We start from the raw sequence: 19,639 nt of genomic DNA on the forward strand, positions 1-19,639 counted from the left end.
GCGCTGGATGGCGTCTATTGCACGAATGATGGTAGTGAAATCTTTGGGGCTTGCCCTGTTGCTGTCCTTTTGGGACCCGTCATCTTACGCACAGGACCATGAAACGATCCCACCTCCGCGTAAGCTGACAACAGAGCTGAGCGAGCGGGCCGCTGCTAATTATCAACGATACTGCGCCCTTTGCCACGGGGCGAACCGCGAAGGCTATGCCAACGACCATGCGCCCTCCCTAAGAAGTGAAAGCCTGTTCCAGTCAGGCGTGCCGCACGCGGTCCTTAGGCCGCTTTCATATGGGCGCGAAGGCACCGCCATGGGCGGTTACCTTGATGAGGTTGGCGGTCCGCTGACGCTGGATGAAACATGGGATCTGACATATTGGCTTTTTTGGGAATCCGGCGTCGACCGCGTGAAGCTTTCAACCAACCCTGTGCACGGCGACATCCGGCGCGGCAAAGTGGTGTATCAAGAAAACTGTGCCAGCTGCCACGGTGTGAACGGCGAGGGCGTGAATGCCCCGGCGCTTGGGAACCAGTCTGCGCTGGCGCACAATACAGACGAGTTTATCCGATATGCCATCCGCTATGGCCGCAATGGCACCCCAATGCCTGCCTGGGGTGAAACCCTGTCCGACGCGGATATTGATAATGTCACCGCCTTTCTGCGCAGTCGTGCCAGCGGTTGGAGCATGCAGAAACCTGTGCTCAAGGCGATGCCCGCGCCAGATGAATATGTCATCAACCCGGATGGTGAAGACCCGGATTTTGACCTGACAGAGGGGCGGTATGTTTCCGCCACAGACCTGCTTGCAGCAATGCAGGGCAAGAAGCGCATGGTGCTTTTGGATACACGGGTTACGTCCGTGTGGCAGCGAGTGCATCTGGAAGGCTCCATCCCCATCCCCTATTATACCAACTTCGATGAGCTGGCCGACCAACTGCCGAAAGACGTGCAGATTGTGGCTTATTGTTCCTGCCCGCGGGCTGCCGCCGACCATGTGGTCAACAAGCTTAGGCGCCGTGGGTATGAAAACACAGCTGTGCTCTATGAGGGCATTTTCGGATGGATGAATATGGGCTATCCGGTGATGCGCGGAGATTTTGAAGTCGCGGCGGACTAGGGGCGGCACGGCGATTGCGTTAGCAACCAAGATCCTGTCTACCCGTACATTCCCTCAGGGGAGCTGAGTATTATTGGCATATTTGACCCGAAAGTGACATTTTGGACACTTCGCGGTTGAAGGTCTTTCCGGCATTGTCCCGCTGTTTCTAGTAAAGACAGCGAAAGGACAAATATGTTGGAACTAATAATTTTGGGCACCTTTGCCCTCCTGGCGGTGGTCGAGATGGTTCGGCCCCGTCAACACTATGCGGCGTCGCCTTTTTGGCGTACTCGTGGCGCCATCGGGTTCATACTGTATCTGGCCGTCGGTACATTTGCCCCTTTTCTTTGGGATGATGTGCTGGCAAGTCACCGGCTCTTCGACCTGACAACTCTGCCGGTCTGGCAGCAGGCGTTAATCGGTTTTCTGGTTGCGGAACTGGTTGGATACAGCTGGCACCGCAGCATGCACACCTCCAATTTCCTGTGGCGCGCTTTCCACCAGATGCACCATTCAGCAGAGCGGTTTGATATCTGGGGTGCCTTCTATTTCAGCCCGCAGGACATGGTGGGTTTCACATTCTTTGGCAGCCTGGCGCTGGTCGGCATTGTGGGTATCGGCGGTGAGGCAGGACTGGTCGTGAACCTCACGCTCCTGTTCCTGACAGCGTGGCAGCACATGAATATCAAGACGCCTCACTGGATGGGATATATCATCGTGCGGCCGGAATCTCATTCAGTGCATCATGCGCGTGGCGTGCACAAATATAATTATTGCGACGTGCCGCTGATCGACATGCTGTTCGGCACCTTCCGGAACCCGAAAGAGATCATTCCTGAGGCGGGTTTCTATGACGGCGCGTCGCTTGAGGTCCCGAAGATGATCGCGGGCTTCGATGTGTTATCCAGCTACGCGGGGCCGAGCCCGGCGAATACAGCACGCGCAAGCGAAGCGACAGCGGGGCGGGCCTAGGCCAACTGGGCCATAGGTTTCCCCAGATTACGGATGGCTTGGTATTTTTGCCGGTATTTTGCGGGTGAAACCCCGGCCATCCGTTTGAAAAGACGGCGGAAAAAAGCCGAATCCTCATACCCGACAGCCGCGCTGATCTCCTCCACGCTCTGAAGCGTGGTTTCCAACAGTTGCTTGGCTTCCTCTACTCTTACGGTCTGAACATAGGCCACAGGCTTCATGCCAGTGGCGCTGGTGAAGCGGCGTTTGAAAGTGCGTTCGGCCAAACCGGACTTTTCAATCATTCGGGTCACTGGTTGTGGTGCATGGTAATTGTCTGCAATCCAGGACTGGCATTCACTGATGACGGCATCATCATGCTCCCTTTTGGGTGCTGGCCCGGTGAAAGGCAATTGGCCGTCGGCCCTGTCGCCAAGCAGGTAGATTTTCGCTGTTTGGGATGCTGCTTCATAGCCGAAGAAGCGCTTGATCAGATAGAGGCACAGTTCCATCCAGGACGAGGAACCACCTGTTGTTATAATGCTCTCGTCGTCCATCGCGCAGGAGAAGATAAGGTCAGGCTTCAGCTTGACGTTTGGGTATGCTGTTTCGAACAGTGCTGCCCCGGCCCAGTGGGTTGTGGCCACACGGCCATCCAGAAGCCCTGCTTCCGCGAGAAGCGCCGCGCCAGTGCACACCGAACAGATGTTGGCGCCCCGGGCGTGTTGTTCGCCAATCCAGCGTGCGCTTGCTTGCCAGTGCTCGGTATCGCGGAAGTCATCGCCAAGCAGGAAGTCAGGCGCAATGATCACGCTGCCCGGGGGCAGGTCTTCCAGGCCTGCTTCCGGCATGATCGGTATTTTTCCAACACAGGTAAAAACGCCCTTGATAGGCGAGGCGATGCGGACATCGAAGCCGTCAATATGGGTATCCTCTCCTGTCAGGGCTGTCCACATGCTGCCTACGGAATCCAGAATTTCATACAGACAGTAGAGCACCGAGCCCGTGGTTTCGGGTAGCGCAACGATATCTATCCGCGGTTTCACAATAGTCATCTTTTCTTCCTACGTGGCATAAAGGGACCGAAAATGTCATTTGAGACACTTAATTGATTGGCGGCGATTTGGCAAGGTGTCAGGTATTGAGCGACAAGCAGCCCGGCCAGGCATTGCGGGCCGCTTGTCTTTCATGCCTTGCAGCCTCGCAAGCAAGGACGGATCAGTTGGGGGATGTCTTCCTGACTGGTGTCGGGTGATGCTCCTCCCACACTAACCCCACAATCCACCCCGGCTGGTCCGTCCTTTTCAAGGTAGAGTGCACCAGCCCAAGGTTGGGGAAAACAATAGGGCTTGACCTTGTAGTAAGCTTTAAGGTGTATGATTGATGCCGACTCAAGAAAAAGGAGTGCGGCATGGCAGGCATGACCATCGGGGAATTGGCTAAATCGACAGGCATCGGCGCAGAAACCATACGCTACTATGAACGCAGCGGTTTTTTACCGGCGCCGGACCGGATGCCGTCAGGCTATCGGGTGTATGGTGGTGACGCTCAAAAACGTGTGCGCTTCATCAAGGAAGCGCAGGCGCTCGGCTTTACGCTGAATGAGATCAAGGAGCTGTTTTCGCTTACTGACGACCCTGAAGCTGATTGCGCCAGTGTGAACGCCCGCGCCCGCGCCAAGCTTGAGGAGATCAATGAAAAGCTGAGGAAGCTGAAGCTGATGAAAAAGAGCCTGGAGCGGCTCTCTGACTATTGCCCGGCAGATGAGCATCCGCTTACGGAATGCAGCATCATCAACTATCTGTACGGCAAATCAGGCCTCGATGGCTAAATCGCGTCGTCAGCGGCCCAACTGGCGTTTGGCGGTGGCCCTAAGGGCAATGTAATTGTCCTGGTTTTCTTTTGCGATGCTGGCGCAGTAGGCTTGGGTGGTCATGTTCCCTCGTTCTTTCGTTTCCCGCCGCTCGGCAATGGATGTTGCAAATTCGAAGGCGTAGATGTCCTGGCCCAGGTCACTGATGAAGGTCCTGACGTCTTCTGGGCTCATATCGCCAAACTTGGACCATTCGGTCTCCTCATAGTGTGCAATGATGATTTCGCTGAGGTTCTTGAGCGCCAGCTCATTCAGGATCGGCATATTCACGTTCAGTTCGTGGCGCCTGCACATATGCACATAGGAACGGAACCGGGCGGGCCCCAAAGCGTTGTGATACAGCGGATGGTTGGTTTTGCGCACCGCAAGCCATTTATCCAGCGACCAGGTCCTGAGGGCCGCCAGGTCCTCGTTTTCGGCCTCAAAAAGTGGGTCTGGTATCGGGAAGCTTGGTGTGTCTTGCGCTGCCAGCCCCTGGCCGCAGGCCATCAGGAATAGGGCGCAGAGAACGAGCCTGAAATCAAACATGTCTTGTTTCCTTTGTTTGGCCCGATTTTGGCGGTTTTCTTCTTTGGTGCAACCGTTAAGATGCGGCGTGAGAGAGGAAAATTACCACGATGATAGCTGCGTTTATGACACTATGGCTTGCTGCGGCCCCGCCCGCGGACTGTGCTCCTGTTGAAAAAGAGATCCACGGCACGTCCCTTGAAGGGCAGTTGATGCCTGGCCAGAAAGTGATGGCGGTGCCACCTGGCTGCCGGGACATGCAGCGGATGGATTTTGTGATCTTCACTTCAAGCGAGAGTGTCAATCTGGTGATCAAGCAAATCTGGGGTATGCCTGGGGATATACTGTCGGTCGATGACAAAGGCTATGTGTATGTCAATGGCGAGCATGTGCTGACGCCGTTTGATAAGCCCTACCGGTTGAACCCCTATTTCAAGCGCAAGCTGAAGAAGTTTGAGGGCGAACTGCATGACTATCTTTTGATGGGGCATCCGGGCAGCCTTGATAGCGGCAGGGTCGGGCCCATTGCCTATAAGGACATTGTTGGAATCGTGGAAAAGGAAGAAGGCCGCGCGCGGCCTTAAGGATTGATTGCCGAAAGCTGGCTCCGGTACCGTCGGCTGGCCGGCACGATTGAGCCATCACGGAGGCTGATCTCGGCGTCGCCGTCTGACTTGGGCTTCACAGACGTGATGCTTTCGGCATTGACGGCATATGACCGATGCACACGAATGACATTCAGCCCCGCTTCGGAAAGCTGGCTTTCCAGCCGTGCCATGCTCAGGCGCACAAGATGCATGGTGCTGCCTGCATACAGTTCCACATAATTGCCGGCGGCCTTGGCATAGAGGAAATCTGACGGCTTTATCCAGATCAGCTCGCTGCCGCATTTGAAGGCGAGGCGCTTTTCCGGCGTGTGGCTGGTGCCTTCCTTCAGGGCTTGTTCGCGCCGGACCAGTGCCTGTACGAGATACATGAGCGACACGAACAGGATATAGGTCACGACATCCTTGCGGTATTCATAAAGGGCATCCCGCCAAACCACGTCGAGGAAGCTATAGTTTTTCCCAAGCAGGCCCCAGAAGATCAGTTTCCTGAGGAATACCATGCCTGCCACGTGAATAGCAGAAAAGGCAATGCTGAGCCCCAAGTGCGCGAGCACGGCTTTCTTCATGCCGTCTGCATCAAGCGGCAGCCGACGCACAAACCAGCTGACGACAGGAAACAGCAGAATGATGAAAACGGCGCTTGTAGCTTCGGTAATCCAGGGGATGTATGTGTCAAGCTCATCGCCGCGGCGGTCTGCGTCCGTCAGGATCGACAGGGCATTGACTGCCACAATCACCAGCGTGACCAGCGAGACCACGCCCCACAGGAAGCGTTCGTTCCAGCTGGGAAGGCAGTCATTGTAGAATTTCCGAAGCCCTTTCATGCCTGCCACTATATCGCCGCGGGCCATGTCGCGAAACTGCAAAGCAAAGCGTCTTGTCCCGAATATGCCGCCGCTCGTCCCAGGACGGCGGCTACTAGGCCCTTGAGCCGCATAAGAAAGCCGCCGCTCGTCCCACCGGTGCGGTGGTTCGCGTCAGGCCATCTGGCCGTTTCGGAGGTGTCATGATTTTCTGTGCGAACCCGAATAAAACGACGCGAGGAAAAAATGACAAACTCAATAAACACCCGGCGGCACGACCTGGACTGGCTCAGGGTTATCGCCTTCGGCCTGCTGATTTTTTATCATGTGGGCATGTATTATGTAACGTGGGGATGGCACGTAAAAAGCCCCTATGAAAGCGACTTCCTTGAGCCTGCCATGATGCTGCTCAACCCATGGCGTCTGTCGCTCCTGTTTGTGATTTCTGGTATTGCAGTTCGTTTCGCTGCGGACAAGGCAAGTGCGGGCAGCTTCGCCTGGTCGCGCCTGAAACGGCTGACAGTTCCATTCTTTTTCGGTGCTTTCGTGATCGTCGCGCCGCAGACCTATTTTGAATTGCTGCGCGTAGGCGCAATTGAGCCCGGATACTGGGATTTCTACACGGGGTATGTGGATCTTGACCAGCGCTGGCAGGTGTTCACGCCCACCTATAATCATCTTTGGTATGTGCTTTATGTGCTGATCTATACGCTCCTTGTCATTCCGCTGCTGCCCCTGATGCGGGGGCTGAAGGCGGGCGTGCGCCTGCAGCAGCTGATGCAGACACCGCTGGTTCTGGTCGTGCCTGCGCTTTTGTTTGTGCTGTACCGTTTCACAACTGACGTAACCTGGCCGGAAACGCACGATATTCGCGGTGATTGGGGTGCCCATATTCGCTACTTCAGCTATTTTGTCGTGGGTTTGTTGGTTGCCAAAAGTGACGCTTTCTGGACCGGGATTGCCCACCAATGGAAATTGTCGCTTGGGCTTGCTGTTGTCGGTGGCGCGACGCTTTCGCTTGTTTGGGCCAATTGGGATATGCTCGACGTTGATGGTGTCTTCATGCAGTTGGCGCGCGCGGCCCGTATTTTCTATATCTGGTGGGTCATTTGTGCACTCTTTGGTGCCGCACAGCGCTATCTGAACCACCCAAGTCAGACGCTCAGCTATCTCACGGAAGCGGTATTCCCATACTATATCCTGCACCAGACGGTCATCATCGTGATCGGTGTGGCGGTGGCTCCTTACCTGCTCGGCGCCGTGCCTGAGTTTCTTCTTGTCACGTTTGGGACCATCGGCGCATGCATGCTGCTCCATGAGTATGTCATCCGCCGTGTCGGGTTGCTGCGGCCGCTTTTTGGCCTGAAGCCGAAAGCGGCGAGCCCGGTTGGCAGGCCTGCAATGGTCAAGGCCCAGACGATCTGAGGGTTAACGAGAAGCGGCGCAGCCACTATGGCCGCGCCGCTACATAATCGGTGTATCCATGATGTTATGCCGCCAGTTTTTGTGCCCGCAGCACGAGGGTTTCAATTCGTGCGCTTTTCACAGTGATAATCTGACGTACCTTGTTCAGAAGCACGCCGGCTGAATGATCGTCCATGTCCGAGCAATCAAGCTCAATCCACTGGAAGCCTTCTTCCGTCATCCGGGCGGAAACGGTGTCGCAATCCTGACCGCGGATCGAGAAAAGCTCCAGCACGCGCGACAGGGTGTTCGGGTCATATTCCGCCATGACGGAAAAACGGGTTCGGGTATTTCCTCGCAATACCATGACTTGGGTCTCCACTAAAAAACGCCGCCCCCGCCCGACTAATCGGGCCCTTCTGGGGTGCGGCTTTGTGTCTAAGATGTGATTAATTTAGCCCAAGAGGTGCGAGAAAAGGTTCCTATTGTCGCAGGTTTAGCATATAAAGTGAGAAAATTTCTCATTTAATAATGGCAAATCGAAACTATGGCCGACAATATTGACGATCTTGACGCACGTATCCTGAATTTGCTGCAGGAAGACGCGCGAATCCCGCTGGTGGACCTGGCCGAAAAAGTCGCCTCAAGCCGCTCGGCCGTTTGGCGCCGTATCCAGAAAATGGAAGAGGCTGGCGTGATTGCCAGACACACCGTGATCCTGGATGCCGAAAAGGCGGGGCTTGGCGTCTTGGTGTTTGCGCAGGTGAAGATGCATGCCCACAGTCGGGATGTGTTGCCGGATTTCATGGAAAAGGTGCGCGGTTTTCCCGAGGTGATCGAATGCCACACGCTGATGGGGGATATCGATTTTATCCTGAAGGTACGGGTCAGGGACGTTCAGGCCTATGAAGAGTTCTTCTGGAACCACTTGTCGCAGATCGACGGCGTGCGCGAGATCAATAGTTCCATTGCCCTGACGGCCGTGAAAAACACCACCAAGCTGCAGGTGACGGCGAATTAATCGTTTGGTCTGAACACGCGTTCCAGATAGTCGCGGTATAGCGCAACCTGCTGCGGCAGGACCGATTTTTCGCCCAAAGAGCGCGACACAACGATGCCGCCTTCAATGAGCGTGGTCAGGAGGTCGGCCATCACATCCATATCCACCTCGCCTTTTGGCGGGTATTTTTCTGCAATCGCTTCCAGACGGTCCCGGAACAGGTCCCGCCATTCCAGAATGCCCTGTTTGTTCAGGTCATGGATTTCCTTGTTGAACAGCTGATACTGGTAGGTGCAGGAGGCGATCAGGCAGCCGGGGTGTGTTTTCGGCAGGTCACGCAGCATGTCTGTGAGGCCGTCGATCATATGCAGGAACTGCTCAAGCGGGTCGTCGGTGGCCGCGTCTGCGGCTTCAAACAGGTCCGCAAAGGCCTTGTTGTCACGCTCCAGATAGCGAAGATACATATGCTTCGCCAGCTCCGCCTTGTCCTTGAAATGATAAAAGAAGCCGCTTTTGGTGATACCAGCGGCTGCGATCAGTTCATCAATACTGGTGGCGGCGAAGCCTTTTTCCAGGACGGACTGTTCCGCAAGTTCAAGGATCAGGTCTCGTTTTGACTGTTTCTGTTCTGTCACAGGCCCCATTCCGTGTGTCAAAAAACATATAAATCAATGGCTTGGCTTTACTGTACCATAAGTACACTAGCCCGCCCATGACCAAATAAAGATAGTGGCCGCGAACGGGCGCCATGGTTGGACGCCTGAAAACTAAAAACAGACGCGAGGAAAAACCATGACCAATAGCAATCTGCCAAATGCTGGCGAGCTGATTTATCTGACAGACAGCGGGCTTGAAACCACGCTGATTTTCCATGAAGGATGGGATCTGCCGTATTTTGCGGCGTTTGACCTTCTGAAAACAGAAAAGGGCCAAAAGGCGCTTCAGGCTTATTACATGCGCCACGGTGAAATCGCGATCGACCAGGGGCGCGGCTTTTTGATGGAAGGCCCAACCTGGCGCGCGAGCGCTGACTGGGGCGACAAGCTGGACTATTCAGCTGACGCACTGGCTGCCGCCAATCGTGCTTCGATCGATCTGATGAATGACGTGCGCAGGACATTGCAGGCACACGCGGATATCCCTGTGTTGGTCAGCGGCTGCATCGGGCCGCGCGGTGACGGCTATGTGGCCGGCGAGGTGATGTCGGCTGAGGAGGCGCGTACCTACCACCAAGCTCAAGCCGATGCGTTCATGGAGGCCGGGGCGGATATCATCGGTGCCATCACCATGACCAATATTCCGGAAGCAACAGGCGTGGCCCTTGCCGCAAAAGAGGCCGGGATGCCGGTTGCCATCTCCTTCACCGTTGAAACCGACGGTCGGCTGCCAAGCGGTGATGCCCTCAAGGCTGCCATTGCGGCAGTGGATGCGGCAACAGGTGCCTATCCGGCCTATTATATGATCAACTGCGCCCACCCGGAGCATTTTGGCCATGTGCTGGAAGCGGATGCCGCCTGGATGAAGCGCATCGGCGGCCTTCGGGCCAATGCATCGCGCTGCAGTCATGCAGAACTTGATGAAGCCGAAGAGCTGGACGACGGCAACCCCGAAGAATTGGGCCAGCAATATCGGGCGCTTCTTGAAATCTTCCCGCAGATCAAAGTGCTGGGCGGATGCTGTGGCACCGATCACCGTCATATCGCCAGCATCGCGAAGGCGTGTGCGTCTCTTTCAAAGGCAGCATAAAGGCGCGCGCGGCATTCTTGATGTCGCCCCCGGGCAACAAGCGCCTTGCCCGGGGGCGTGCCATGCAGTATAGCGGGAACAGGTGGTGCTGGCCCGGCGTCTGAGGCGTTGGGCAGCTAAGAGGGAACACGGAGGTTGACCTGTCAACCATATGCCGTGGCTGTACCCGCAACTGTGATTGGGGACGCGTTTCAATAAGGCCCACTGGACCGTTGTAAGGTCTGGGAAGGGTGAAACCGCGGATGATCCAAAAGCCAGGAGACCTGCCACCGCGTCGCCCATCTGTCAGCCGGGCTAGCTGATCAGAGCGGTTCTCCCGCAATGGCGACAATCCCGCTGAAACGCGCGGAGATTGTCCCTGTCTTGATAAGGCAAGCTCCCCTTCAGTGGTTTTGTGCAACCAAAGACAACGGGAGCGGGCATGCCGTTTGCCCTGCATTTGAAAAACTGGTTGATCGCAGCATGCTTCGCGCTGTTGCTTCCAACGCGCGTCTCTGCGGGGCCGACTGTGGCGGGGCTGGACTTCTGCGCCGACCAATATGTCCTGGCCTTTGCGAACCGGTCTGACATTGTCGCCGTGTCCCGTGATGCGCAGGGTCCCAGTTCCTATTACCGAAATCGCGCAGTCGGTCTGCCTGTCCTTCAGGGCGGTGCGGAAGAATTGCTGATGCTGAGGCCAGATGTTCTGGTGCGCAGCTGGAGCGGAAGTGCCGCCATGGACCAGCGTTTTGACCGGGTCGGCATTACGGCCTATCAGCCACCTTATGCGCTCAGTTTTGAGGCCAATCTGAAGAATTTCGCCGATGTGGCGGCCCTTCTTGGGCATGAGGCCGAGGGCGAGGCCTTCATGGCGGACTATATGGCCCGCTACCGGGCGCTGCAGCAGGCAGCGCCGATCCCCCTGAAGGCTGTCTACATGACGCCCAGCGGCTTCACTGCAGGTCGCGGTAGTTCGGTGGATGATGTGATCCGCCTGGCAGGGCTCGACCCTATTGCAGAGGATCTCGGCCTCAATGGGTGGGGTCCTCTGCCGCTAGAGCAGTTGGTGATAACGCCGCCTGATGTTGTGATCGGCAGTTTCTTTGAAGAAGGGGCTGTGCATGTCTCGAACTGGAGCGGTGGGCGCCACACAGTGTTCCGCGACCTTGTAGCCGATGTCCCCTCCATCATGGTGCCCAGTGGGATGATGTCCTGTGGGGGCGCCTTCATGGTGGATGCCGCTGAATATATTCGTGCGGAAATCAGGCGTATGGGCCTTGTGCCCACAACAGTGGCGACCGCCTCCAAAGCGCTGGAGGGCCGCCGATGATCAGGGCACTTGGGCAGAATGGAACGCCGCTCAATGTGGCGCTCGTGGCGATTATCCTGATCGTCGCGTTGATGTCAGGAATGTTCGGGCAAGTTGATCTGGATTTGGTGCAAGTGGGGACGGCCGTGTTCGGGCCAGCCGATAGCCCTGAGGCCATCATCGTGCGCGAACTCAGGCTGCCGCGGGTGCTTCTGGCGATCCTGGCCGGTGCATCGCTCGGCTATTCGGGGGCGGCGCTTCAAGGCCTGCTCAGGAACCCGTTGGCGGACCCGGGCGTGATTGGCGTGTCGGCAAGCGCGAGTCTCGGTGCCGTGATTGCGATCTATATGGGGCTCGCGGCCCTGACGCCGGTCGCTATTCCTGTGATGGCCATGGTGGGGGCTTTTGCTTCTACCGCCATCCTGATGCTGCTGGCATCAAGGGACGCCAGCGTGCTGACGCTGATCCTCGCGGGCATCGGGATTTCGAGCCTCGCGACGGCGGCGATCGCGCTTGTTATGAATTTTACATCCAACCCGGTGACCGTGCAGGAAATGGTGATGTGGATGCTGGGCTCGCTTGAGAACCGCACCTTTGATGACCTGACGCTGGCGGGGCCTTTCATCGTGGCCGGTTGGATTGTGATGATGGGCGTGGGGCAGGGCCTGAATGCCCTTAGCCTTGGTGAAGACGCGGCACACACGTTGGGGATTGACTTGAAGCGTTTGCGCTGGCGCGTTGTGCTTGGGACTGCGCTCTCGGTTGGGGCGACGGTATCTGTATGTGGTGCGGTCGGGTTTGTCGGGCTTGTGGTGCCGCATATGGTGCGGGCAGTAATCGGCTATGAGCCGCGCCGCTTGTTGTTGCCCAGTGCCCTGCTGGGTGCAATCCTGATGATGCTGGCTGATATCCTCACACGCCTGCCTATTGGCCACGGCCAATTGCGCCTGGGGGTGGTGATGGCCATTATCGGTGCGCCTGTGTTCCTCTATATCGTGTTCAAGACGCGGGAGAGCATGCGATGAACGGGCTGCATGTCTCGGGCCTCTCCGTCACACTGGGCGGCAACCGTATCCTCAGCGACGTGTCTTTCGATGTTGAGCCCGGCCATGTGGTTGGGCTGATCGGCGCCAATGGGGCGGGAAAAAGCACGGCGCTCAAGGCGGTGCTGGGCATCGTGGCGCCTGAGGCGGGCGACATCCGAGTTGGCGAACAGGATGTGGTGGACCTCAGTCCTCGCGAACGCGCCAAGAAGCTTTCCTATGTGCCACAGGGCGCTCCGGTCCACTGGCCGCTAACGGCGGAACGCCTGGTGGGGCTTGGTCGCACACCACACCTGACACCCTGGCAGGATGTGACGGACGCTGATCAGGCCATGATTCGGTGTGTGATGCAGGAGACCGATTGCTGGCACCTGCGCGACCGCCTTGTGACGACTTTGTCTGGCGGGGAACGCTCGCGTGTGCTTTTGGCGCGCACCATGGCGGTGGGTGCCCCCTTCATGCTGGCGGATGAACCAACATCATCGCTTGATCCGCTACATCAGCTGCAGGTGATGGATATCATGCGTGGCCAGGCTGCTTGTGGCGCCGGTGTGCTGGTGGTGCTGCATGATCTTAGCTTCGCCCTGCGTTACTGCGACCGCCTGGTGCTCTTGCACCAAGGCGGCGTTCTGGCGTCTGGTAGCCCCGCTGAAGTGCTGACCGACGCGAACCTCGAGACCGCTTTCCAGGTGAAGGTCGCCCGATGGACCGAGGGCGGGGAGCAGTTTTTGGCGCCCCACGCCGCAAACGGGGGATAGGCCGTGGCCCGCTCGCTCATGCTGCAGGGCACGGGCTCTGACGTTGGCAAGTCCGTGTTGGTGGCGGGGCTGTGCCGCGCCTTCCACAATCGTGGACTGAAAGTCCGGCCCTTCAAGCCGCAGAATATGTCGAACAATGCCGCCGTCGCCAAAGAGGGTGGCGAGATCGGCCGCGCCCAGTGGCTGCAGGCCCGCGCCGCGCGCGTTCCTCCAAGCGTTCATATGAACCCGGTTCTTCTGAAGCCCGAAAGCGATACAGGTGCGCAGATTGTGCTGCAGGGTCAGGTTTACGGCAGGGCTGAGGCTCATACCTATCAGGAATGCAAGCAGGACCTGTTCGCGCGCGTGATTGAGAGCTATGAGCGCCTGAAGGCGGAAGCCGATCTTGTGCTGGTGGAAGGTGCCGGGAGCCCGGCGGAAGTGAACCTGCGGGCCACGGATATTGCCAATATGGGCTTCGCACTGCCGACCCAAACCCCCGTGGCGCTGGTGGGGGACATTAACCGGGGTGGTGTTATCGCCGCCGTTGTGGGCACGTATGCCCTGCTGCCGCCTGAGGAACGCGCCCTGATCAAGGGTGTGATCATCAACCAGTTCCGGGGCGATGTACGCCTGTTTGATGGCGGCCTCAAAACGATCACGGAAGTTACAGGCTGGCAGGACTTTGGCGTTGTGCCTTTCCTGCGCTGCGTGCGCGACCTTCCGGCGGAGGATGCTGTGGTGCTTGAGGGGGCGAGTGAAAAACGCAAGGGCCATCTGCGCATCGTCGTGCCCATGCTGCCGCGTATTGCCAATTTTGATGATCTGGACCCCTTGCGAGCGGAGCCGGGTGTGGAGGTGATTTTCATACGTCCAGGCACACCGTTGCCGCGTGACGGGGACCTAATTGTGTTGCCTGGAACCAAAGCGACCATCGCTGACCTCAGGTTTCTCAAGGCCGAAGGCTGGGATCTGGACATCAAGGCCCATGTGCGAACCGGTGGACGCGTGCTGGGCATTTGCGGCGGCTATCAGATGCTGGGCATTAGGGTGTCTGACCCGAACGGCGTGGAAGGTGCAACCGGTGAAGAAGAGGGACTTGGCCTGTTGAATGTTGAGACCATCCTGCAGAAGAACAAGGAAGTGCGTGAGGTGATGGCACACGCGCCGGTGCTTGGTGTGGACCTTGTCGGATACGAAATCCATACAGGCGATACCATTAGCATGGGCTCTGGTAGCCCCTTCATTCTTTCTGGAGGGGCAAGCTTAGGTGTTATGTCTAAAGATGGTCGTGTGATGGGAACATATGTGCACGGTCTTTTTGAGAAAGCAGCCTTTAGGCAGGCCTTTCTCAGTCGCTGTGGGAAAGCAGGGGAAACATTACAGGATCATAGCCAAAGGGTAGACCAAACGCTGGATGATCTGGCTGAAGCCCTTGAAAAGCACCTTGATCTTGATGCCCTTTATGCGGCAAGCAGATAAACAGGCGAGCAGCCAAGGCTACCAAGGGACAGGGCCATGGAAAATTTACTGACCATCTTCGATATCGCGGGCATCTTCGTGTTCGCTGTTTCCGGTGCACTGGCGGCGGTCAGAAACGGTATGGACCTGTTCGGGATTATTGTGCTTGCGCTGATGCCAGCTGTTGGCGGCGGAACCCTTCGCGACCTGATGCTGGACCAGCCAGTTTTCTGGATCGAAGGCACGCAGACCATCTGGATCGCACTTGGCGCAGCTTTCCTGACTTTTCTGGGGGCACGCTACCTGGATGGCAAGCGCTTGAAGTGGCTTGCCTGGGCGGATGCGATCGGTCTGTCGCTCTTTTGCGTGGTGGGTGCGGAAAAAGCACTAGACGTCTCAGGCAGCATGCTTGTGGCAACCATGATGGGTGTTGTGACCGGCGTTGCGGGCGGTATCATCCGTGATGTCATCTGCAACGAAATCCCGTTCGTGATGAAAAGAGGCGAGATTTACGCCACGGCCGCCTTCTTTGGTGCCGGGGCTTTCTGCTTGCTGGTCTATGTCGGTGTTGCGGGACCCATCGCGTTATGGCTTGCCATGCTTGGGGCTTTCCTGATGCGCGCCGGCGGCATCGTTAAGGGCTGGACGCTGCCGCAGGCACTGCACTAGTGCGACCTAGAAGCTCAGTATCTGCCCGGCCTTTGGGTCTACGCGGCCATCGACCATGTCTGAATAGATGCTCAGCATCAGGCTGGGGCCTTTGTGGCGCTCAATCTCAATCCAGCTGGCGGCAGGTTTGATGAAGCTGAGCCAGGCTTCAGCCGTATTTTTCTGGAATCCTTCAGGGCCCCAGTCTGCCAGCCGTTTCTGGCCCTGGGACGGGGCAAAAAACATGGTTGGCTTGGCACCGGGCAGGTTCGAATTGTCGCCCATCTCATCCCAGTGGGACGCGCCAACCGCACAGCTATAGACCAGATTGTCGCCGAAATGCGTATGCACATCGGTCCGCACCTGGCCGCTACCGGCCATATCAATATAGATGGTCTTCTTTGACGCATCCAGGCTGGCTACGTCGCCGTATGCCACGGCCTTGTCGTAACAGCCAAGGCTTTCAACGAAGCCAATGTTGCCGGGGGACGTGAGCCCGATCACATGGGTGCCGTCCCGTTTGGCCAATTGGAAGGCTGCGCCGAATGCCGTTTTTGAGGAGGCGCTTGAAAGCACAACCTGCGTGGCACCGAAAAAATCATTGTCTGCCATGAAATCATCGATCAGAAAGCTGGTCATGAACAGGGGGCGGAAGATCATCTGCAGGTCTTCCATGCTTTCTACATAGCCCGGATCAGTGGCGGCATTGACATACTGGTTATAGACGATTGCGAGCTCTGCCCTGTGCGGGCTGCCGTCCAGGAAACCGCCGGGGGTGACTTTTGCGGGCCTCACTACCAGATGCGTGGACATCGGGTAGTATCCGTAGAAGCGTTCGCCTACTTTCACGCCAGGATGGTTGCTGGCTTCCACATCTGCAAAGCCCCAAACCGGGATACGGCCCCAGCCATTTTCGGCCGGGAAAAATTGCCAGTATTTCATCACGTCACCGAAGGCAGCGTATGTCACATTGTTAGCTGTGAAGGCGAACCGGTCCAGCTTCAGCAGCACTTCGCCATCCTTCAAATCAGGCAGGTCGTGGCTTCTGAACTCGGTCTTGTGGAGGTCCGCTTTGGCGACCAGAAAATCGGTGCACTGTGTCATGTGATGCTCTTTTGCCCATGGTTTTTATTTTGTCCGTTAGACATGACCTAGGGTGAAGCTTTTTGCATTCAACTGCTCTTGTCGCTGCCGCGCCAAAAAGGCATACTGCGTTCAATTGGGGATCCTGGAGGACGGATACTATGGAATTTTTCAATACTGACGAGCTTGATACCGACAAGCTGGTGGCGCAGGCCACGGACATGGGCCTTACGATTATCGCTGCCATCCTGGTACTGATTATCGGTCTTTGGCTGGCCGGCGTGGTGGAGCGGCGCCTGAACGCCATGTTCAAGCGAAGTGACAAGATTGATGCAACTGTTTCGACCTTCCTGGCGAGCCTTGCGAAATATGTTGTGATTATATTCACGGGTATCGCGCTTCTGGACCAATTTGGTATCGAAACCACATCGCTTGTGGCCGTGCTTGGTGCTGCGGGTCTTGCGATCGGTCTCGCGCTGCAGGGCACGCTTTCGAACCTGGCGGCGGGTGTGATGCTGCTGATTTTCCGGCCTTTCAAAGTGGGGCAATTTGTGGAGGTGGGCGGTCATGCTGGCACGGTAAAGGGTATTTCCCTGTTCCTGACCAAGCTGGATACCGGTGACAATGTGCGCATCACCATCCCCAACAATTCGGTATGGGGCAGCTCCATCCGCAACTTCAACCATCATGATACGCGCCGCCTTCAAATCGTTTACGGCATCGGCTATGGCGACGATATAGACAAGGCGATGGCTATTATCAAAAGCTGTATCGAGGCAGACGAGCGCTGCATGAAAGACCCAGAGCCGGTGATCGCAGTGACGTCTCTTGGCGAGAGCTCCGTGGATATCATGGTGCGGGTGTGGTGTGCGTCTGGGGACTATTGGGCGCTGAACTGGCATCTTCTGAAAACCGTCAAGGAGCGGTTCGACGCTGATGGTGTCTCGATCCCCTATCCTTGTCGCACCATCTATCAGGGCGAATAAGGCGCAAGACTACATCTTTCGTTTAAAAAAATCGTTCAGGGCAGCCTGTGGTCAGTCAAAACCATTTCATTGGTTGACTGCGCCCGGGCTGCCCTGTTTTATGTCGCGGGTGGGCCCTGCGGCTGGGTGGTGCAGGGCCTTAGGAAAATAAGAATATCTCGTTACAGCTCCTGGAGGGGATCAATGATTAAAGCAGTACTCAAGTCGTCCGTTGCGGCGACGGCTCTGTTGCTTGCGGCGTGCGGCAACAGCGAACAATCGAATGACGCACCGGCGAACGAGCAGGTCGTTGCTAAAGCAGACGTGACGCCTGAACTAGGCAGCTTCGGTGTTGACCTGACCGCACAGAAAACCAGCGTCAAGCCGGGCGACAACTTCTTCGAATATATGAACGGGACCTGGCTCGACACGTTTGAGTTGCCGGCTGACCGCACCAACTATGGCGCCTTCACTGTGTTGGCCGAACGGTCCCGCGACCGGACCAAAGCCATCATCGACGAAGTGACCGCGGGTGATTTCCCGCAAGGGTCCGTCGAACAGAAGATCGGCGACTATTACAACAGCTACATGGATGTGGAAGCGATCAATGCGCGTGGCATTGAGCCCCTGCGTCCGCTGTTGGATGAAATCGCGGCTGTCGAAGACGTGACGGGACTGACCCGCATGTTCGGTCGTGAAGGCATGGACAGCATGATTTCGCCAGTATCCGGCGGCCTTGGCATCGATCGCGAAAACCCGGACTATTATATCCTGAACCTCGGCCTTGGCGGCCTTGGCCTGCCGGACCGCGACTATTATCTGGACGACAGTGAACGCTTCCAGGGCATCCGTGACGCCTATAAAGCCCACATCGCAGAGATGCTCGGCTTCGCGGGCGTAAGTGCGGAAGACGCAGCTGCACAGGCAGAAACCATTCTGGCACTTGAGACCAGGCTGGCTGAGAAACAGTGGGAACGTGCAGACCGCCGCGACCGCACCAAGAACTTCAACCCGACCACCATGGAAGAGCTGAAGGCGAACTACACAGGGTTCGATTGGGACGCTTTCTTCGCGGCAGGCGGCATTGAAGGCCTGGCGAAAGTGAACGTAAGCGGCCCGCAGCCGCTGAAGGATGCTATCGCGCTGGTGAACGAGATCCCGGTGGCTGATTGGAAGGCCTACCTGACCTATCATACCATTTCGAACCACGCGGCGATCCTGTCCGAGGAAATTGATACGGCTAACTTCAACTTCTTTGGCAAGACACTGCGCGGCCAACAGGAACAGCAGGACCGATGGAAGCGTGCAACGGCACGTGTCGGCGCCCTGAATGCCCTGGGTGAGGCTATTGGTCAGGTATATGTGAAGCGTCATTTCCCACCTGAAGCGAAGGCCGAGATGGTCAAGCTGGTGGAGAACCTGCGCACGGCCATGGGCCAGCGGATCGACGGCCTTGACTGGATGGGTGAAGAAACCAAGAAGGAAGCGCATGCCAAGCTTGCCTCCTTCAATCCGAAGATCGGTTACCCGAACAAATGGAAAGACCTGTCGAAGATCGACATCAAGGAAGGTGACCTGTTCGCCAACGCCAAAGCGATCGACGCCTTCAATTATGAAGATCTGCTGGGCCGCTTCAAGCGCAAGACCGACAAGGACGAGTGGTTTATGACGCCACAAACGGTCAACGCCTACTATAACCCGCAGTTCAACGAGATCGTATTCCCGGCGGCAATCCTGCAGCCTCCGTTCTTTGATCTGGGTGCAGACCCGGCTGTCAACTATGGCGGCATTGGTGCAGTGATCGGCCACGAAATGGGTCACGGCTTCGATGACCAAGGGTCCAAATCTGACGCCACAGGCGTGCAGCGCAACTGGTGGACCGACGAGGATCGCGCGGCGTTTGAGAAGCTGACGTCCGTGCTTGGCGCGCAGTATGACCAGTATGAGCCGGTACCTGGCAACCATGTGGACGGCACTTTCACCATGGGTGAAAATATTGGTGACCTTGGTGGCCTGCGCATGGCTTACACGGCCTACAAGCTGTCTTTGGGCGGCAAGGAAGCGCCAGTGATTGACGGCCTGACCGGCGACCAGCGCTTCTTCATGGCCTGGGCGCAGGTTTGGAAGCGCAAGTATGCAGAAGAAGAACTTCTGAACCGCCTGAAGTCTGACCCGCACAGCCCGTCTGAATACCGGACCAACGGCATCGTGCGTAACATGGATGAATGGTACGAAGCCTTCGACGTGAAGGAAGGCGATGCGCTTTACCTGCCGCCGGAAGAGCGCGTGCAAATCTGGTAATCCAGTATCACGAGAAGATTGGGAAGGGCCGGTTTTCCGGCCCTTTTCTTTTGGGCTGTTCCGGGTTTTCACAAACGGCTGATTTCGGCGTCTTTTTTGCGAGACTGATCAAGAGCAGGAGG

Annotated in this window: 20 protein-coding genes and 1 riboswitch; of the genes, 14 read left to right on the top strand and 6 right to left on the bottom strand. The window is 56.9% G+C overall.

Annotated elements, in window-relative coordinates; translation table 11 throughout:
- Window positions 1-7 precede the first annotated feature (7 nt).
- Window positions 8-1,117: a c-type cytochrome gene (locus ACFO5Q_RS14725; RefSeq protein ID WP_068143934.1), complete on the top strand. Its 1,110-nt coding sequence runs from the start codon at window positions 8-10 to the stop codon at window positions 1,115-1,117.
- A 174-nt stretch (window positions 1,118-1,291) separates the two neighbouring features.
- On the top strand, window positions 1,292-2,071 hold the full coding sequence (locus ACFO5Q_RS14730) for a sterol desaturase family protein (RefSeq protein WP_082719679.1): 780 nt from the start codon (window positions 1,292-1,294) through the stop codon (window positions 2,069-2,071).
- Here ACFO5Q_RS14730 and ACFO5Q_RS14735 read toward each other — a convergent pair.
- Window positions 2,068-3,105: a GlxA family transcriptional regulator gene (locus ACFO5Q_RS14735; protein ID WP_068143936.1), complete on the bottom strand. Its 1,038-nt coding sequence runs from the start codon at window positions 3,103-3,105 to the stop codon at window positions 2,068-2,070. The two genes, ACFO5Q_RS14730 and ACFO5Q_RS14735, sit on opposite strands and share 4 nt — an antisense overlap.
- Window positions 3,106-3,461: 356 nt before the next feature.
- Between ACFO5Q_RS14735 and ACFO5Q_RS14740 the strand changes: the two genes are divergently transcribed.
- Complete coding sequence (locus tag ACFO5Q_RS14740; protein WP_068143937.1) at window positions 3,462-3,881, top strand: heavy metal-responsive transcriptional regulator; 420 nt, start codon at window positions 3,462-3,464, stop codon at window positions 3,879-3,881.
- 9 nt (window positions 3,882-3,890) lie between these two features.
- Here ACFO5Q_RS14740 and ACFO5Q_RS14745 read toward each other — a convergent pair whose 3' ends face one another.
- Entirely contained in the window at window positions 3,891-4,451 is a 561-nt protein-coding gene (locus ACFO5Q_RS14745) for a hypothetical protein (protein WP_068143939.1), read from the bottom strand.
- Between the two features lie 89 nt (window positions 4,452-4,540).
- Here ACFO5Q_RS14745 and ACFO5Q_RS14750 point away from each other — a divergent pair, with 89 nt between their 5' ends.
- Window positions 4,541-5,014, top strand: coding sequence for a S26 family signal peptidase (locus ACFO5Q_RS14750; protein WP_068143940.1), 474 nt, complete (start codon window positions 4,541-4,543; stop codon window positions 5,012-5,014).
- Here ACFO5Q_RS14750 and ACFO5Q_RS14755 read toward each other — a convergent pair.
- Complete coding sequence (locus tag ACFO5Q_RS14755) at window positions 5,011-5,904, bottom strand: LytR/AlgR family response regulator transcription factor (RefSeq protein WP_068143943.1); 894 nt, start codon at window positions 5,902-5,904, stop codon at window positions 5,011-5,013. The two genes, ACFO5Q_RS14750 and ACFO5Q_RS14755, sit on opposite strands and share 4 nt — an antisense overlap.
- Window positions 5,905-6,087: 183 nt before the next feature.
- Here ACFO5Q_RS14755 and ACFO5Q_RS14760 point away from each other — a divergent pair, with 183 nt between their 5' ends.
- Window positions 6,088-7,266 (top strand): acyltransferase family protein, encoded by a 1,179-nt coding sequence (locus ACFO5Q_RS14760; RefSeq protein ID WP_068143944.1) that lies wholly within the window; start codon window positions 6,088-6,090, stop codon window positions 7,264-7,266.
- Between the two features lie 64 nt (window positions 7,267-7,330).
- Here ACFO5Q_RS14760 and ACFO5Q_RS14765 read toward each other — a convergent pair whose 3' ends face one another.
- The gene (locus ACFO5Q_RS14765) at window positions 7,331-7,612 is read right to left on the bottom strand and encodes a hypothetical protein (RefSeq protein WP_156431859.1); all 282 of its coding nucleotides are present in this window, start codon (window positions 7,610-7,612) and stop codon (window positions 7,331-7,333) included.
- Between the two features lie 180 nt (window positions 7,613-7,792).
- Here ACFO5Q_RS14765 and ACFO5Q_RS14770 point away from each other — a divergent pair, with 180 nt between their 5' ends.
- On the top strand, window positions 7,793-8,266 hold the full coding sequence (locus tag ACFO5Q_RS14770) for an Lrp/AsnC family transcriptional regulator (protein WP_068143949.1): 474 nt from the start codon (window positions 7,793-7,795) through the stop codon (window positions 8,264-8,266).
- On the opposite strand, the gene ACFO5Q_RS14775 is transcribed toward ACFO5Q_RS14770, so the two are convergent.
- Entirely contained in the window at window positions 8,263-8,889 is a 627-nt protein-coding gene (locus ACFO5Q_RS14775) for a TetR/AcrR family transcriptional regulator (RefSeq protein ID WP_068143950.1), read from the bottom strand. The genes ACFO5Q_RS14770 and ACFO5Q_RS14775 overlap by 4 nt on opposite strands.
- A 148-nt stretch (window positions 8,890-9,037) precedes the next feature.
- On the opposite strand from ACFO5Q_RS14775, the gene ACFO5Q_RS14780 reads away from it, so the two are divergent.
- The 6 genes from ACFO5Q_RS14780 to ACFO5Q_RS14805 all read left to right on the top strand — a co-directional run bounded on the left by ACFO5Q_RS14780 (window position 9,038) and on the right by ACFO5Q_RS14805 (window position 15,189).
- A complete protein-coding gene (locus tag ACFO5Q_RS14780) occupies window positions 9,038-9,991 on the top strand; it encodes a homocysteine S-methyltransferase family protein (protein WP_068143952.1) in 954 nt (317 codons plus the stop codon).
- A 66-nt stretch (window positions 9,992-10,057) separates the two neighbouring features.
- A riboswitch (cobalamin riboswitch) is annotated at window positions 10,058-10,276 on the top strand.
- A 136-nt stretch (window positions 10,277-10,412) separates the two neighbouring features.
- Window positions 10,413-11,300: an ABC transporter substrate-binding protein gene (locus tag ACFO5Q_RS14785; RefSeq protein ID WP_068143953.1), complete on the top strand. Its 888-nt coding sequence runs from the start codon at window positions 10,413-10,415 to the stop codon at window positions 11,298-11,300.
- Window positions 11,297-12,304, top strand: coding sequence for a FecCD family ABC transporter permease (locus ACFO5Q_RS14790; RefSeq protein WP_068143955.1), 1,008 nt, complete (start codon window positions 11,297-11,299; stop codon window positions 12,302-12,304). The genes ACFO5Q_RS14785 and ACFO5Q_RS14790 overlap by 4 nt, the downstream gene beginning before the upstream one ends.
- The gene (locus ACFO5Q_RS14795; RefSeq protein WP_068143957.1) at window positions 12,301-13,080 is read left to right on the top strand and encodes an ABC transporter ATP-binding protein; all 780 of its coding nucleotides are present in this window, start codon (window positions 12,301-12,303) and stop codon (window positions 13,078-13,080) included. Before ACFO5Q_RS14790 ends, ACFO5Q_RS14795 begins: the two co-directional genes overlap by 4 nt.
- 3 nt (window positions 13,081-13,083) lie before the next feature.
- Window positions 13,084-14,541: a cobyric acid synthase gene (locus ACFO5Q_RS14800; RefSeq protein ID WP_068143960.1), complete on the top strand. Its 1,458-nt coding sequence runs from the start codon at window positions 13,084-13,086 to the stop codon at window positions 14,539-14,541.
- Between the two features lie 36 nt (window positions 14,542-14,577).
- Complete coding sequence (locus tag ACFO5Q_RS14805; RefSeq protein ID WP_068143962.1) at window positions 14,578-15,189, top strand: trimeric intracellular cation channel family protein; 612 nt, start codon at window positions 14,578-14,580, stop codon at window positions 15,187-15,189.
- A gap of 6 nt (window positions 15,190-15,195) precedes the next feature.
- On the opposite strand, the gene ACFO5Q_RS14810 is transcribed toward ACFO5Q_RS14805, so the two are convergent.
- A complete protein-coding gene (locus ACFO5Q_RS14810; RefSeq protein ID WP_068143964.1) occupies window positions 15,196-16,272 on the bottom strand; it encodes a DUF2855 family protein in 1,077 nt (358 codons plus the stop codon).
- A gap of 140 nt (window positions 16,273-16,412) precedes the next feature.
- Here ACFO5Q_RS14810 and ACFO5Q_RS14815 point away from each other — a divergent pair, with 140 nt between their 5' ends.
- Complete coding sequence (locus ACFO5Q_RS14815) at window positions 16,413-17,237, top strand: mechanosensitive ion channel family protein (RefSeq protein ID WP_082719680.1); 825 nt, start codon at window positions 16,413-16,415, stop codon at window positions 17,235-17,237.
- Between the two features lie 183 nt (window positions 17,238-17,420).
- The gene (locus ACFO5Q_RS14820) at window positions 17,421-19,517 is read left to right on the top strand and encodes a M13 family metallopeptidase (protein ID WP_068143967.1); all 2,097 of its coding nucleotides are present in this window, start codon (window positions 17,421-17,423) and stop codon (window positions 19,515-19,517) included.
- Window positions 19,518-19,639 lie beyond the last annotated feature (122 nt).

It is taken from the genome of Kordiimonas lipolytica (assembly GCF_042651265.1).
GTDB classification, from domain to species: Bacteria; Pseudomonadota; Alphaproteobacteria; order Sphingomonadales; family Kordiimonadaceae; genus Kordiimonas; species Kordiimonas lipolytica.